The sequence below is a fragment of the Duganella kummerowiae genome (assembly GCF_053572355.1).
Map to the genome: position 1 here is coordinate 117590 of NZ_JBKFEH010000005.1, position 14746 is coordinate 132335.

Sequence of the window (14746 nt, forward strand, 5' to 3'; positions counted from 1 at the left end):
GGGATAACATATGGAGATACGCTACGATCCCTCCAAGGACAGGTTGAACAAGCGCAGGCATGGTATTGCGCTCTCGGCTGCGAAAAGGTTTGATTGGTCGTCCGCACTGATTTGGCCGGATGACCGATTTCAGTATGACGAACTGCGCGAGTGCGGTCTTGGTGTCATTGGAGTTCAACTTCATTTCATTAGCTTTGTTGAACAGCCCGAGGTGGTGCGCGTGATTTCGCTCCGTCGAGCGACAAAACTTGAGGAGAAAAAATATGCACGGGAATTTGCCCAAATTTTCAGGCGTGAGCCCTGAGGAAGACCAGGCGATTATCGCCGCCGCGTTGTCCGACCCCGATGCGCTGCCATTGACAGAAGAGCAACTTGCGCAATTTCGGCCGTGGCGGTTGCGCTTGTCGCCCAAGGATACACCGCGCATGCCAGTGACCATTGAAATCGACTGCGATCTGGTGGAAGTGTTCAGACGTACTGGGCAGGGCTGGGAGCAGGGCATGAATGCGGTGCTGCGTGAGTGGGCCATCCGGCGCGGCTACCTGCCGCTGTCCAGTTAGTTTTGCCTTTGGCAAGCGCGCGCCGTCGCGTGCCGCTGCCGCTGGCGCCAGCGCTGTATCAGCCGCCCATGGGCGGGCCGCCGGGACCGCCCGGCGGCGGGCCCATGCGTTCCATGCCTGGTTCCTGCTGGTTGCCGCCGGGGCCGCCAAAGCGGTAGGACAGCCCCAGATACACCACCCGGCCGTCGAAGCGGCGGGTGCTGGTCTCGCGCAGCGTGGCGCTATCGACCACGGTTTGCATCTTGTTGGTGTTGAACACATCGGTCACATTCATCACCATGCTCAGGCGGCCGTTCACGCTGTGGTTGTAGCTCAGGTTGAGCGAGGAATTCGGTGAGCGGTAGCCGGTGCCGGACAGCATCTTGCCCATGGCCATGAGCATGGCCTGGACCTGGTTGGCGCTGTCCAGCTTGTAGTTGAGGCGCACCCGGCCGCTCAATGAGTTGGCGCTGCGTTCCAGTTCCTTGCCGGCCGTATCCTGCACGGTCTGGTTCATGCGCATCAGGTTGCCGCTGGCGTTGATGGTGAGGTCGGGCGTGAGCTTGCCGCTGGCCGTGAATTCCAGGCCGCCCGAGTGGCTGCCGGCGCCGTTTTCCCGGGTGGTCAGCAGCACGTTGTTGGCGATGAAGTACCGGCGGTCGACAATGGCGTCGGTGTCGCGGCGGTAGTAGCCGCGCAGCGCCGTTTCCAGGCCCCATACCTTGGCTTCATAGCCGACTTCGAAGGAATCGGTCTTGGTCGGCTTGAGCCTGGGATTGCCGGACACCACGTTCAGCTCGTCGCGGTACATCACGTAGGGGTTCAAGTCCATCTGGTTCGGACGGCGCAGGCGGCGCGCGTAGGCGAAGCGCAGGTTGGCGTTGTCGTCGACCTTGTAGGTGGCGTAGGCGCTGGGGATAGTGTTCAGGTAGTGGCTCTGCGCCTGGACATGGTTGGTCACCTGCTCGATGTCCATGTCGGTGACCTCGGCGCGCAGGCCGGCCAGGGCGCCCCAGCGCTCGGTCAAACGCATCCGGTAGGTCCCATACAGCGCATACACTTTTTCGTTCAGCTTGAAGGCGTTGCTGCGCGCCGTGTTCAGGGTCTCGGCCAAGGTCAGCGGGTTGATGTCGGTGTAGACCGTGTCGCTGCTGCTGTCGTTGCTGGATGCCTTGTAGCCGGCCTTGAACACGCCGCCGGCCAGCGGGCGCTCGTAGTCGCCGGTGAAGTCGATGATGCGGTTATGGCGGCCGCTGGTTTGCCAGGCGCGGCTGTTGGAGGCGCCGGCCGGCAGCACCGCATACACGTTGGCGTAGGTGCTGGTGTTGTCGTTGTCGGAGGTCGAGACGCGCAGGTTCACCTTCAGGGTTTCACCCGGCAGTTCGCCCTTGTGGTCCCAGCGCGCGCCCCAGGCATAGCTCTTGTTGTCGCCCGTGCGGGTGGTGCTGCGCAGGTAGTCGCTGGTGGCGGCGCTGCCGTTGCCGGCCGCGTATTCCGTGTAGCGGTCGGCGCCGCGCTGGTCGTCGGTGCGGCTGTTGTAGTTCAGGCTGGCCGCCAGCTGGTCGCTGGGGCCGAGGTTGTAGCTGATCGTGCCGTTGGCGCCGGCCATGTCGTTCAGGCCGCTGGCGGTGGAGGACTGGCTGGTGTGGGCGAACTTGCCGGTGGCTGCGTTGAGCTGGTCGCGCTCGGTGGAGCCGGTCGAGTTGCGGCCGTCGTGGCGCACGTTGAGGCCGCCCTGGAAGCCCCAGGCGCCTTCGTTGTAGCTGCCATTGACGGCGCTGTTGTAGCGGCCCGCCGTGCCGCCGTTGGCGCTGACGCTGCCGTAGCCGCCCGGCTTGCGGTTGCGGCGCATCACCAGGTTGAGGATGGGGCCGCCGCCGGCCTCGTTGCCGAACTGGGCGCCGGGATTGTTGATCACTTCCACCGATTCGATATCCTCGGCCGGCATGGATTGCAGCGCCGGGCCGCGGTTGTCGCCCTGCAGCATGGCGGACGGCTTGCCGTCCACCATGACCTGCACATTGCTGTTGCCGCGCAGGATGATGGTGCCGTCCGGGTCCACGTTCACCGAAGGCACGTTGTTGAGGGCGTCGGCGGCGGTGCCGTTGCTGCTGCCGAGGTCGGATTTGACGTCGTACACCTGGCGGTCGATGCGGCCGGTGGGACGCTCGCCGGCCACGGTGACCGAGGGCGTGGCGCCGGCGGCAGGCTTGGCCTCCTTGCTGGCCGCTGCTGGCTTGGCGGCGCTGGCGGCGCTGGTGGCCGCGCCGGTGTTGGCGCTATCGGTGCCGGTGGCGGCGCTGGCAGAGGCTGTGGTGGCTGGTGTGGCCGCTTGGGCCAGGGCGGCGTCGGCGGCGCACAGCAGGGCGCCGCAGGTGAGGCAGGTCAGCAGGGTACGTTGCATGAAGAATCAATGGCGATAGTCAATTTGCCAGAATTTTATGGTCACGACCCCGCTGTTTGCGCCGCTTTTACGTGGATTTACATGGCGGCGCTCACAAATCCACTTTCATTGTCAACTTCACGGTGCGCGGCGCGCCGGCGCCCAGGCGGGTGCCGCCTGCAGCCCAGTACTGCTTATCGGCCGCGTTCTCCACATTGAGCTGCCAGCTGGTGCGCTTGCCGGCCAGCTGTGTGATGTAGCGGCCGCCGGCTGTGTACACGGTCACCCCGCCCAGCCAGGCCTGGTTCAGATCGTTCACGGGACGGCGGCCCGTGTAGTAGGCCCCGCCGTTCAGCGACAGGCCGGGCAGCCACTGCTCCAGCCCATAGGACAGGAAGGCGCTGGCGGTCTGTTTGGACGCATTCTCGGGCAGCTTGCCGTTGTAGCTGGCGTTGATGTTGCGCAATTCCGGATGCAGCCACTGGGCCGAGGTTTGCCAGGCCAGCGCGCGCGTCAGCTGGCCCTGGGTGGACAGCTCCAGGCCGCGGTAGCGCTGCTCGCCGTCGGCGGTGTAGATATTGGCCGTGTTGGTGTAGTAGCCGGGGCGGCTGATGTCGAACAGCGCGGCCGACACCAGCGTCCCGTTGGGAGCGCGCCAGCGCGCGCCCAGTTCCTTCTGGCGGCTGACGCCAGGCGCCAGCCGGGTGCCGACGTTGGCGCTGCCGGTGGGCGCGGTGTCGCCTTCCTCCAGGCCCTGGGCGGCCGAGGCGTACAGCTGCACGTCGGCGCGCGGCTTGTAGATGGCGGCCGCCATGGGCGTGGTCTTGCTGGCGTCGTAGTGGTTGGCGCCCTGGTCGCTGGTGTAGCTGACGCGGCGCAGGCCGGCGATCACTTGCCACTGCGGCGAGAAGGTCAGGCGGTCCAGCGCGTACAGGCCCTGGTCGCTGGTCTCCAGGCCGGCCGTGGTGGGCGTGGCCGGCGCTGCGGTATAAGTGATGGTGGTGATGGGGAGCGGGTGATACAGATTCTGCGATGCCACCGCATAGCTGCTCTGGTAGATCGGGTCCTGGGTCTTTTCGGTGCGGCTGGCGCCCACGGTCAGTTCGTGCCGGATGGCGCCAGTGCCGAAGGCGCCGAACAGTTCGGCGCGCACGGCGTCCGAACCCACCTCCGAATGCTGCGAGGTGCCGGTGATGCGGCCGGCGCCGGTGGCGATGGCGGCATTGCTGGTGAAGCGGAAGATGGCCAGGTTGCGGTCGCGCGCCGTCTCCGAGTGGCCGCCTTCCACGGTCAGGGCCCAGCCGTCGGCCAGCGCATAGTCGGCGCGCAGGGCGGCGGTCTTGCTGGTGGTCTCGAAGCGCGCCATGTCCGGTCCCACCAGCCGGGTGGGATCGACGGCCACCGGCAGCGGGATCACGCCGTTGGCGGCGCTGGGCAGGGCGATGCCGGCCTGCTCGGTGGTCTTGCGGTGATCGTATTCGAGGTCAGCCTTGAGCAGCAAACGGCTGTTGACGCGCCAGTCCAGCGCGGCCGAGCCGAACTGGCGGTTGCCGTCGCCCACGCCGTCGAGATAGCTGCCCAGCGCGCCGCCGGCGGCGTTGACGCGTACCCCGAATTCGCCCCGCTCGCCGTAGCGGCGGCCCACGTCCACGCTGGCGATGGCCGTGCCCTGGTCGTCCAGCACTACGCCCACGGTGCTGACGGGCGTGGCGCCGGCCCGCTTGGTCACGTAGTTGACGATGCCGGACGGCGCCGTGAAGCCGTAATACAGGGCCGAGGCGCCTTTCAGCACTTCGACCCGTTCCTTGTTCTCCAGCGCGATCTGGCCGAAGTTCATCACGGGCACGCTGCCGTTGAGGCGATAGTTGGTGCGGTTTTCTACCGTGATGCCGCGTATCACCAGCTGGTCCCAGGTCTCGCCGCCGTTCTGCTGGCGGGTGACGCCGGCCATGTTGCGCACGGCGTCATATAGTCCGGACGCGGCCTGCAGGTCCAGCACTTCGCGCGTGATGACGTTGACGGTGGAGGGCACGTCCATCACGTCCGAACCACGGAAGCTGCCTGCTTCCACCGTGCTGGGCGCGAAACCCTGGGCCTTGACGGCCGTGACCTTGACCGCCTCCAGCACCTGGTCGTCATTTTGCGCCTGGGCCTGGACCGGCAGGGGAGCGCAGGCCAGGGGCAGGGCGAAGTACAGATAAAAATGGCGCGGGTGTTTGCTGGTCATGGGCTGCTCGGGATAGGCGGAAAACCCATGATGTTAATGCAAATGAGAACTATTATCAATGTCGGCTAGTACGTAGGCGCCCGTTCCGGCCGCAGCCGCGCCAGGCTGGCGGCGGCGCCCAGGACCGCGAACACGGCCGCCGCCGCCAGCGCATAGGTGGTGCCGTCGCGCGCCGACAGCAGCAGGCACCAGGCCACCAGGGCGGCGCCGGTGGCCTGCCCGGCCAGGCGCGAGGTGGCGACGATGCCGCTGGCGCCGCCGGCGCGCGCGGGCGGCGCGCTGCCCATGATGGCTTTCATGTTGGGCGCCTGGAACAGGCCGAAGCCGATGCCGCACATGGCCATGCGCCAGCTTATGTCGATGGCGGACGGCGCGTCCGGCAGCCAGATCAGCGCCAGCATGCCGGCGCACAGGACCAGCAGCCCGGCCCCGCCCAGCAGGGCCGGCGGATGGCGCTCGCACAGGCGGCCGGCCACCGGTCCCATGATGGCGACCAGCACCGGCCAGGGCGTGAGCAAAAAGCCGGTTTCCACCGGCGAGCGGCCCAGGGTGTGCTCGAAATGGAAGGGCAGGGCCACGAAGGCCAGGCTTTGCACGGCGAAGGTGCACACCGAGGTCAGCGCCGACAGGGTGAACATGCGGCTGCGGAACAGGTCCACCGGCAGCAGCGGGGCGCCGTGGCCGCGCTGGCGTCGCAGCAGCAGCACCAGGCACAGGGCGGCGCCGCACAGTTCCGGCAGCAGGCGCGCCGACCCCACGCCGTGGGCGGCGTCGCCCAGGGCCAGCACCAGCAGGCCGAAGGCGCCCACGTTGTAGCCGGCCGCCAGCGGGTCGATGCGGTGCGCGGCGCGCAGCGTGTCCGGCAGGGCGCGCCGCGCCAGCAGCAGGGCGGCCAGGCCCAGCGGCACATTGATGGCGAACAGCCAGGGCCAGGACGACAGCGACAGGATCAGCGAGGCCATGGTCGGCCCCAGCGCGAAGGCCAGCGCCACCACCACCGCGTTGGCGCCGAAGCCGCGTCCCTGCAGCCGGGCCGGGAAGATGGCGCGCAGCAGGGCCGTGTTGACGGCCATGACGGCGGCCGCGCCCACGCCCTGGCACAGGCGCGCGGCCACCAGCGTATTCAAATCCCAGGCCAGGGCGCAAGCCAGCGAGGCGGCCGTGAACAGGGCCAGTCCGGCGCTGAACACGCGCCGGTAGCCCAGGGTTTCCCCGAGCGCCGCGAACGGCAGCAGGGTGGCCACCATGGCCAGCTGGTAGGCGTTGACGATCCACACCGAGTCGGCCGGGGTGGCCTGCAGCTGGCGCGCCATGGCCGGCAGCGCGGTGTTGGCGATGGCCGTGTCCAGCGAGGCCATGGCCACGCCGGCCATCAGCGACAGCAGCGCCCACAGGCGCGGCGCGCCGGACAGGCCGTCGCTTAGCGCTGGCGCCGGGGAGGCACAGGTGGCGGCCATTGCTCAGTCCCGTACCACGCCCGAAGGGCCGATGCGCCGGGCGTTCGGCAGGTCCGAGATGCGGATGCGGATCAGGTGGCGGCGCTCGTCCTCGTAGGTGGTGCGGCCGTGCAGCATGCGGTGGTTATCGGCCAGCATCAGGGTGTCGGCCGGCAGCTGCTCCTTGTAGCGCGCGGCGCGGTGTTCGGCTACGTCGTTCATCACGGCCAGGGCGTCCAGCACCGCCGGCGCGGCCAGGTCGGGGCGCAGCGCCAGGCCTTTCTGGATCGAGTCGTAACGCCAGCGCAGCGTGAAGCGCTCGCCCGGACGCACCGGAGCGCCAAACACCGGGGCCACCAGGTGCTCCAGGGCGGCGTCGCCGGCCGCGTACACGGCCGGCACCCGGAATGGCACCGGGGTGCTGCGCAGCACGTCGTAGGCGGCGCGGCCTTCGGCGCTCGCTTGCAGGCATTGGTAGATGTCTTCGCCGTCGATCAGCAGCGAGTGGCCGCCGTCGCAGCGGGCGCACTCCACCACGTACAGGATGAACTGCTCCTCCGGCATCGGATAGAAGGAGGAATCGGTGTGCATGTCGGCGCTGCCCACGCGCTCCGAAAAGGTGGTGTAGCGGGCGTTTTCGTCGGTGACGGGGCGGGCCTTCACGTCCCAGGCCACGCGGCCGGTGCGCTGGTCGGTGGAGGTGGGGTAGCCCAGCATCAGGGTAATGGCATACAGGGCGGCGTTGCGACGCTCCTCGGGCAGGCCGGCCAGGCCCAGGTTGGACAGCACCACGCCGTTGGCATCGAGGGCGCGCAGGTGCTCGGCCAGGCGGCGCAGCTGGCGCACTTCGCGCAGCTCGTCGCGCAGCGCCACCTCATCCGGATGGACATAAAAGCCATTGCCATTAAAATGCTCGAAGCGCCGCGACATAATGTCAAACATGGTGTTCAGATCATTTCCCCAAGAGAAATCCGCATTGGCGATTACTATTTTTCCGCGATAGGAATTCGTTACCAGCATAATCATGCTCCGGTTATGTGAAAAATCACGTTGGTTTTTCAATCGAGCAAATTCTAAAACAGTTTTATTTGCGGTTTGTTGTTTTGTGGAATGATATTTTGTATGGACAGGGTTGCCTTGTTTTGAATGCAAAGATTGGCTTTTTGACTGTGGCGCAAGCCCAACAGCCCGCGTCTATGCTTGCTTTGCGGCGGGTTTCCTTGCGGTATCATGCTTGCCTCGGCTGTGATTTGGCGGCATGGACTAGCAAAAAAGGACTAATGATGAACGCACTAAGAAATCTCAGGATGGCAAGCAAACTCGGTATCTCATTTAGTGCCGTGCTCGCCCTGACGGTGATAGTTGGTGTATTTTCGATTTGGGAATTGTCACAGATTAATGATATATCCAAGCGCCTGTCGTCGCACTGGATGCCCAGTGTGAGAGTTATTGAGGATATCAAGTCGCAAATAGCGCGAATACGCACGCGAGAGTTTCAATATATTATTTCCAATGACGCGGCGGAAATGGATAAATACGACAAGGTGATTGCCAAGGACCTGGAAGACTTGAAAAAAATGCAGGATGAATACGTCCAGCTGCTGGAGTCGCCCGAGGAAAAGCAGATGTACGCCCAGCTGCTGGAACTGTGGGGCCGCTACATGGAGGAGGACGCCAAGATCCGCGCCGCCGCCCGGGTGGACGACGACGACAAGGCCAAGGCGCTGATACGGGGCCAGTCCAACAAGCTGATCGTGGACATGCGCGCCCTTGTCGACAAGCAGGTCGACCTGTACAGCGCGGGTGGCCGCGCCGCGGCTGCGCAAGGCCACGACAGCTACGAGTCGTCCAAGGTCTGGATATTGTCGCTGATCGTGGGCAGCGTGGGGCTGGGCGCGCTGGGCGCCTTCCTGATCACCCGTTCGCTGATGCGCGGCCTGGGCGGCGAGCCGGAATACGCGGCCGACATCGTGGCCCGGATCGCGGCCGGCGATTTGTCCGTGGATGTGCGCACCCGCGAAGGCGACCGCGCCAGCCTGCTGTTTGCCATGAAGTCCATGCGCGACAGCCTGGCCCGCATCGTGGGCGACGTGCGCGGCGCCACCGGCACCATAGCCAGCGCCTCCAGCCAGATCGCGGTCAGCAATGTGGATTTGTCCTCGCGCACCGAGCAGCAGGCCAGCTCGCTGCAGGAGACCGCCGCCTCGATGGAGGAACTGACGTCCACCGTGCGCCAGAATTCCGAACACACGGAACAGGCCAACCGCCTGGCCGGATCGGCGGTGGACGTGGCGCGCAAGGGCAGCGCGGTGGTGGACCAGGTGGTGCATACCATGGGGGCGATCAACGAAGCATCGCGCAAGATCGCCGACATCATCGGCGTGATCGACGGCATCGCTTTCCAGACCAATATTCTCGCCTTGAATGCGGCGGTGGAAGCGGCCCGCGCCGGCGAGCAGGGACGCGGCTTCGCCGTGGTGGCCTCCGAGGTGCGCAACCTGGCGCAGCGCTCGGCGGCGGCGGCCAGGGAGATCAAGGAGCTGATCGGCGCCTCGGTGGCCGAGGTGGCCAATGGCAGCAAGCTGGTGGAGGAAGCCGGCGCCACCATGCATGAGGTGATGGCCAGCGTGCAGCACGTGACCGGCATCATGGCCGAGATCACCCATGCGGGGCAGGAGCAGACTTCCGGCATCCAGCAGATCAACACCGCGATCTCGCAGATGGACACGGTCACGCAGCAGAACGCCGACCTGGTGCAGCAGGCGGCATCGACGGCGCAATCGCTGCAGGACCAGGCGGCCGCGCTGGAGCAGTTGGTGAGCATCTTCCGCCTCGGCCACAGCGAGGCCGCCGCGCCCAAGCGGACCATGCTGGCGCTGCGCTGATCGCTGCTGTCATCTCTCCCATTTCGCATATGCCAGAGGCCACCCCTTGGCATGCGACGGGCTGCGGGCTTTTTGGTTCAATAGGGACTGGCACGGACCAGGAGAGCACAGCCATGATGAGCACGAGCACGAGCGCGGCGTCGCAGGCGGGCGAGGAAAAGATCGAGGTGGCCCATATCCGCATACAGCAGGCGCAGCAGCAAATTGCCAAGCTGGGCGCCTTCCGCGAGGCGGACCGGCTGCTGACGGCCTGGGTCAATTGCGCCAGCGACTACTTCGAGTTCGATTTCGAGGTGACCTTCATCGACGGCTACGTGTATCGCGGCCGTTATGAATTCTGGCGCGGCACACGCAGCCGTCCATCGCTGAGCCGCCACGTGCGGCAGGCCTTCGCCCGCTTGCAGTCGCAAGCCGGCGGCTGGCCGGACTGGTCGCGCTATGCGCTGGAGGAGGCATGAAGCCATCCACTACAATGAGGGCTTTTGCCGCCCATGATGCGCACCGAAACCATCGTCATCGAACACCAGCGCCTGGACCGCGCCGCGCTGGAGGCGCTGCTGGCTGACAGCGGCCGCAGCTACCACTTTACATATTGCGACTTGCAGGACTCCGACCTGTCGCGCCTCAAGCTGGCCGACAGCCGCTTCAGCCATTGCCAGCTGGCGCAAGCCTCCTTCTACGCGGCCGACCTGGCGCGCACCAGCTGGGAACGCTGCCGTGGCGCCGGCGCCGATTTCGAATCGGCCGAGCTGGTGGACGCCAGCTTCCGTGGCTGCGACCTGAACAACAGCAGCTGGCGCCGCACCCGCCTGGCCTCGGGCGCCTTCCGCGACTGCAAGCTGACCGGCGCCGCGTTCGAGGAAGTGGGGCAGCTGGGCCTGAGCTTTACCGACACCCTGCTGGTGGGCGCCGACCTGCGCCGCATGTCGTTCCGTAAGGCGCACCTGGTGGGGCTGGACTTCTCCGACGCCGATTTGTCCGGCTGCGACTTCCGCGAAGCCGTGTTCGAGGGCGGCAGCCTGCGCGACGCCCACACCCGCGACGCCCGCTTCGACGGCGCCGACCTGCGCGGCGCCGACATCACCGGCCTCAAGCTGCTGAACGCCAAGCTGTTCAAGGATGCCATCATCTCGCCGCGCCAGGCCGCCGCACTGATGCAGGAAATGGGACTGCAGGTTGGCTAAGCTGACAAGGGTTGTCAAATAGCTTATAGTCAGCCATCTTCATCAACGAGGAATGGCTATGAGATGGCTGGCGGCCCGCTGTATCCTGCTGTTTCTGTGCATGGCAAGCGCACATGCCGATACCTTGCCAATGGAAAGAACCCGGTCGGAAAAGACCTTCACCTTTGGCGACGTCATCATCACGCAGACCCACGATTCCATGAAGGACCCGCAAAACCCGCGGTTCACGGTGCGGGTGTTCAACAAAAAAGAGCTGGTGCTGCAGCTCAGCGATGCGGCCTACGATGCATTTTTCGCTTCCGCGAACGGCCAAGGTTTTGTGGGCTTGTCCAACGGCGGATGGCCGGGCACGGCCGTGATCCTGTTCGACAAGAGCGGGCGGATTTTGCTGCAGGCCGAGCATCAGTACGCGCGCTTCGGCTATTGCTGGGAGACTTCGACCTTCATGAAGGTGTGGTACGACGCCAAGGACCCGCAAGTGCGGTTTCCCGAATGGCTGCCAGGCAGTGAGGCCGGCATCACGCTCAGGGATTGCCACGGCAAGACCATAGACTTGCAGGAGACCGTGGAACAGGCCAAGCGCGATGCGCAACTTTCGCTGCGCCAGCAAATCAATCAGTTTTACGGCACGCGATGAAAACCAGGATATCGTGCCTTATCCTCGCGGCATGCATGGCGTCAGGCTGTACCGGACGCGCCCGCGCGGAAAGCGAGGCCGAGCTGGTGCAGTCCTTCAAGTATCTTTATCCGGCTTCCCGCCTGGCCCACAAGCTGGCCGCCTTCGGCGGCACCTTGTATGGACTCGATGGCGGCGAGTGGGGCGGGGCGCTGGTCTTTCGCGACCGGGACGGCCGCTCCAGCAAGCTATATGCGGAAAACATCCTGGGGATCGTCAATCTGGACGGGCGCGTGCTGGTGTTTTCGGGGCTGGCGCATATGGACGTCAACCAGGGTGTCGTGCTGGAGTTGCAGCATGCCGCTGGCGGCACGGTCACGGTGCGCGGGCTGGCCCGCCTGCCCGGCGCGCCCCTGTGGCCGCGCCAGGTGGATGCGCAAACCGTGGTATTCGAGGTGTTTGCCGGCCACGACAATCACAGTCCGGTCTACCTGTGCAAATCCTACGTCTATAACGTGATATCCAGTTCGGACCGCTGCAAACGATAGCGCATGCAAAAAATCCAGGAAGATTATACAATCGTGTTAATTCACACGTTTGTGTAACCTAACCCCGGAAGAAAGCCTGGCATGAGCGATCCTGAACAACATGGCAATAACAAGGCGGAAGCGCCTGCGAAGAAGCGCAAGGTGCGCGTGGTGATGATGTCGCTGGCGGCGGTGGCGGTGCTGCTGGGCGGCGGCGCTTTCCTGTACCACCAGCTGGTCGGCCAGTATTTCGAGGACACGGACGACGCCTACCTGCGCGCCGACGACGTCACCGTTGCGCCCAGGATCAACGGCTATGTGGCCCAGGTGCTCGTCAGGGAAAACCAGGACGTGAAGGCCGGCCAGCCGCTGGCGCGCATCGACCCGCGCGACTACAGCGCCCAGGCCGAGCAATACCAGGCGCAGATCGCCGTGGCGCAGGCCAATGCGGACGCGGTGCGGGCCCAGATCGCCGAACAGCAGTCCACCGTGGACCAGATGCGCGCCCAGCTTGCCGCCGCCCGCGACAGCGCGGCCTACGCCAAACGCGAGATGGAGCGCTATGCGCCGTTGGTGGAGATAGGCGCCGAAAACGCCGAGGCGCTGGCCACGCGACGCAATCAGGCGGAGCAAAGTGCGCGCCAGGTGGCCTCCCAGCAGGCCGCGCTGGACAACGCGCAAAAGCGCATCGCCTCGCTGCAGGCCCAGGTGCGCCAGGCCGAGGCGCAGTCCGGCACGGCGCGCGCCCAGCTGAAGGCGGCCGACGTCAACCTGGAATCGACCCAGCTGACCGCCAGCGTGGCCGGCCGCATCGGCGACCTGACCGTGCGCCAGGGCCAGTTCGTGCAACCGGGCGCGCGCCTGATGTCCATTGTGCCGCTGGGTACGCTGTACATCGCCGCCAACTTCAAGGAAACCCAGATCGGCCGCATGCGTGTCGGCCAGCCGGCAGAAATCCGCATCGACGCCTTGCCGGGCCTGAAGCTGCACGGCCACGTGGAAAGCCTGGCGCCCGGCACCGGCGCCCAGTTCTCGCTGCTGCCGCCACAGAACGCCACCGGCAACTTCACCAAGATCGTGCAGCGCGTACCGGTGCGCATTGCCATCGACGCCACGCCGGAAACGCGGCAGGTGCTGGTGCCCGGCCTGTCCCTGAAAGTGAAAGTGGATACCACCAGCGCCAAGGACGCCGTCAAGCAGATACGCGCCCGTGAAGAGGCGCGCTCGTGAGCGAGCCAGTCAGCGGAGCGGACAGTGCGCCAAGCAGCGGGGCTGTAAGCGGACCAGGAGGCGCGCCGGCGGGCGGGCCGGAACGCGCCTCGGCAATTGGGGCTGCAAGCGTGCCGCCCGCGGCGGCAGCCGGCGCGGCGCACGGCGTGCCGCACGGCGGGCCGGCGCCGGCCGCGCCGCCGGCCCAGGCGCCTGAGCGGGCCGACGCCGCCGCCTGGCTGGCGGTGGCCGCCGGCACCCTGGGCGCGCTGATGGCGACGCTGGACATCTCCATCGTCAATTCCTCGCTGCCCACCATACAGGGCGAGATCGGCGCCAGCGGCACCGAGGGCACCTGGATCGCGACCGGCTACCTGGTGGCCGAAATTGTCATTATCCCCCTGTGCGGCTGGCTGGAGCGCGTATTCGGCCTGCGCACCTTCCTGCTGGTGGCGGCCGCGCTGTTCACCGGCTTCTCGGTGTTGTGCGGCGTGTCGACCTCGCTGGCCATGATGATCGTGGGCCGGGTCGGGCAGGGCATCACCGGCGGCGCCATGATCCCCACCGCGCAGACCATCATCGCCACCCGCCTGCCGCGCAGCCAGCAGGCCATAGGCACGGCCATGTTCGGCGCCACCGCCATCCTGGGACCGGTGATAGGCCCCCTGATCGGCGGCTGGCTGACCGAGCACCTGAGCTGGCACTACGCCTTCTTCCTCAACATCCCGATCTGCATCGGGCTGGTGGTGCTGCTGCTGGTCGGCCTGCCCTATGAAAAGCCGCAGATGCGCCAGCTGTCCGAGGCCGACTGGCTGGGCATCGGGGGACTGGCGGCCTTCCTGGGCGGCCTGACCGTGGTGCTGGAGGAGGGCCAGCGCGAGCAGTGGTTTTCCTCGCCGCTGATCATCTGGCTGTCGCTGCTGTCCTTGACCGGCCTGGTTCTGCTGCTGGCCGGGCAGATGACGGCCAAGCGCCCCGTGATACGCCTCAAGCTGCTGCTCAGCCGCCAATTCGGCAGCGTGGTGGTGATGGGCACCATGATAGGCATGGTGGTGTACGGCACCTCCTATGTGATCCCGCAATTCCTGGCCACGGTGGCCGGTTACAACTCCATCCAGGCCGGCCAGATCGTGGCCCTGTCCGGCGTGCCCAGCCTGCTGCTCATGCCCTTCATTCCCATCCTGTTCCGCACCTTCGATATCCGGGTGGCGGTGGGCTTCGGCCTGTCGGTGCTGGCCTTGAGCGCGTGGATGGAAACCAGTCTCACGGCGCTGTCCGGTGGCGCCGAGTTCATACCCTCGCAGCTGCTGCGCGGCCTGGGCACCATTTTCGCCATGATGTTCCTGAGCCAGGCCGCGATCCAGTCGGTGAGCCGGGAATTCGCGGCCGACGCCTCCGGCTTGTTCAACGCGGCCCGCAACCTGGGCGGCTCGCTGGCGCTGGCCGGCGTGGCCGTGGTGCAGGACCAGCGCCTGTGGTTGCACCAGCGCCGCCTGGAGGAAACCCTGAACGCCAACCGCGGCGGGGTGCAGGACTACCTGGCCGACCAGGCCCATGCGCTGGGCGGCGTGCCGCAAGCCTTGCGCAGCCTAGCCGCCACCATACAGGTGCAGGCCCTGACCATGACCTATATCGATCTGTTCTGGATACTGACGGCCGGCATCTGCTGCGTGATACCGCTGGTGCTGTTCCTGCGTCCACTCAACAGGAATGCCAAGCTGGAAGCCGGCCACTAAGGAG

General features: G+C 66.2%; 13 protein-coding genes. 9 read left to right on the forward strand and 4 right to left on the reverse strand.

Annotated elements, in window-relative coordinates:
- Positions 1-10: 10 nt before the first annotated feature.
- Both ACLB1G_RS05215 and ACLB1G_RS05220 read left to right on the forward strand, forming a co-directional pair.
- Positions 11-304, forward strand: coding sequence for a BrnT family toxin (locus tag ACLB1G_RS05215; protein WP_491626129.1), 294 nt, complete (start codon positions 11-13; stop codon positions 302-304).
- Complete coding sequence (locus tag ACLB1G_RS05220) at positions 264-560, forward strand: BrnA antitoxin family protein (RefSeq protein ID WP_491626130.1); 297 nt, start codon at positions 264-266, stop codon at positions 558-560. Before ACLB1G_RS05215 ends, ACLB1G_RS05220 begins: the two co-directional genes overlap by 41 nt.
- Positions 561-618: 58 nt before the next feature.
- Here ACLB1G_RS05220 and ACLB1G_RS05225 read toward each other — a convergent pair whose 3' ends face one another.
- From ACLB1G_RS05225 to ACLB1G_RS05240, 4 genes are all read right to left on the reverse strand, one after another.
- Entirely contained in the window at positions 619-2943 is a 2325-nt protein-coding gene (locus tag ACLB1G_RS05225) for a TonB-dependent receptor domain-containing protein (protein ID WP_491626131.1), read from the reverse strand.
- A 91-nt stretch (positions 2944-3034) separates the two neighbouring features.
- Positions 3035-5149 carry a TonB-dependent siderophore receptor gene (locus tag ACLB1G_RS05230; protein WP_491626132.1) on the reverse strand — a complete coding sequence of 705 codons (2115 nt, stop codon included), beginning with the start codon at positions 5147-5149 and terminating at the stop codon, positions 3035-3037.
- Between the two features lie 65 nt (positions 5150-5214).
- On the reverse strand, positions 5215-6606 hold the full coding sequence (locus ACLB1G_RS05235; RefSeq protein ID WP_491626133.1) for an MFS transporter: 1392 nt from the start codon (positions 6604-6606) through the stop codon (positions 5215-5217).
- 3 nt (positions 6607-6609) lie between these two features.
- Entirely contained in the window at positions 6610-7527 is a 918-nt protein-coding gene (locus ACLB1G_RS05240; protein WP_491626134.1) for a TauD/TfdA family dioxygenase, read from the reverse strand.
- Positions 7528-7892: 365 nt separating this feature from the next.
- On the opposite strand from ACLB1G_RS05240, the gene ACLB1G_RS05245 reads away from it, so the two are divergent.
- The 7 genes from ACLB1G_RS05245 (at position 7893) to ACLB1G_RS05275 (ending at position 14742) form a co-directional block, all read left to right on the forward strand.
- On the forward strand, positions 7893-9470 hold the full coding sequence (locus ACLB1G_RS05245; RefSeq protein WP_491626135.1) for a methyl-accepting chemotaxis protein: 1578 nt from the start codon (positions 7893-7895) through the stop codon (positions 9468-9470).
- Positions 9471-9583: 113 nt separating this feature from the next.
- Complete coding sequence (locus ACLB1G_RS05250) at positions 9584-9928, forward strand: hypothetical protein (protein ID WP_491626136.1); 345 nt, start codon at positions 9584-9586, stop codon at positions 9926-9928.
- A 33-nt stretch (positions 9929-9961) separates the two neighbouring features.
- Positions 9962-10654, forward strand: a complete 693-nt coding sequence (locus tag ACLB1G_RS05255) for a pentapeptide repeat-containing protein (RefSeq protein WP_491626137.1) — start codon at positions 9962-9964, stop codon at positions 10652-10654.
- A gap of 58 nt (positions 10655-10712) precedes the next feature.
- Positions 10713-11291: a hypothetical protein gene (locus tag ACLB1G_RS05260; protein WP_491626138.1), complete on the forward strand. Its 579-nt coding sequence runs from the start codon at positions 10713-10715 to the stop codon at positions 11289-11291.
- A 35-nt stretch (positions 11292-11326) separates the two neighbouring features.
- Positions 11327-11818 (forward strand): hypothetical protein, encoded by a 492-nt coding sequence (locus ACLB1G_RS05265; RefSeq protein ID WP_491626139.1) that lies wholly within the window; start codon positions 11327-11329, stop codon positions 11816-11818.
- 81 nt (positions 11819-11899) lie between these two features.
- Complete coding sequence (locus ACLB1G_RS05270) at positions 11900-13027, forward strand: HlyD family secretion protein (RefSeq protein WP_491626140.1); 1128 nt, start codon at positions 11900-11902, stop codon at positions 13025-13027.
- Between the two features lie 146 nt (positions 13028-13173).
- On the forward strand, positions 13174-14742 hold the full coding sequence (locus ACLB1G_RS05275; RefSeq protein WP_491626185.1) for an MDR family MFS transporter: 1569 nt from the start codon (positions 13174-13176) through the stop codon (positions 14740-14742).
- Positions 14743-14746: the final 4 nt, after the last annotated feature.

What these genes read in the sequence shown, in the direction of transcription:
- ACLB1G_RS05215 (WP_491626129.1), top strand. Translation starts at nt 11, where the DNA reads ATGGAGATACGCTACGATCCCTCCAAGGACAGGTTGAACAAGCGCAGG.
- ACLB1G_RS05220 (WP_491626130.1), top strand. Translation starts at nt 264, where the DNA reads ATGCACGGGAATTTGCCCAAATTTTCAGGCGTGAGCCCTGAGGAAGAC.
- ACLB1G_RS05225 (WP_491626131.1), bottom strand. Translation starts at nt 2,943, where the DNA reads ATGCAACGTACCCTGCTGACCTGCCTCACCTGCGGCGCCCTGCTGTGC.
- ACLB1G_RS05230 (WP_491626132.1), bottom strand. Translation starts at nt 5,149, where the DNA reads ATGACCAGCAAACACCCGCGCCATTTTTATCTGTACTTCGCCCTGCCC.
- ACLB1G_RS05235 (WP_491626133.1), bottom strand. Translation starts at nt 6,606, where the DNA reads ATGGCCGCCACCTGTGCCTCCCCGGCGCCAGCGCTAAGCGACGGCCTG.
- ACLB1G_RS05240 (WP_491626134.1), bottom strand. Translation starts at nt 7,527, where the DNA reads ATGTTTGACATTATGTCGCGGCGCTTCGAGCATTTTAATGGCAATGGC.
- ACLB1G_RS05245 (WP_491626135.1), top strand. Translation starts at nt 7,893, where the DNA reads ATGGCAAGCAAACTCGGTATCTCATTTAGTGCCGTGCTCGCCCTGACG.
- ACLB1G_RS05250 (WP_491626136.1), top strand. Translation starts at nt 9,584, where the DNA reads ATGATGAGCACGAGCACGAGCGCGGCGTCGCAGGCGGGCGAGGAAAAG.
- ACLB1G_RS05255 (WP_491626137.1), top strand. Translation starts at nt 9,962, where the DNA reads ATGATGCGCACCGAAACCATCGTCATCGAACACCAGCGCCTGGACCGC.
- ACLB1G_RS05260 (WP_491626138.1), top strand. Translation starts at nt 10,713, where the DNA reads ATGAGATGGCTGGCGGCCCGCTGTATCCTGCTGTTTCTGTGCATGGCA.
- ACLB1G_RS05265 (WP_491626139.1), top strand. Translation starts at nt 11,327, where the DNA reads ATGGCGTCAGGCTGTACCGGACGCGCCCGCGCGGAAAGCGAGGCCGAG.
- ACLB1G_RS05270 (WP_491626140.1), top strand. Translation starts at nt 11,900, where the DNA reads ATGAGCGATCCTGAACAACATGGCAATAACAAGGCGGAAGCGCCTGCG.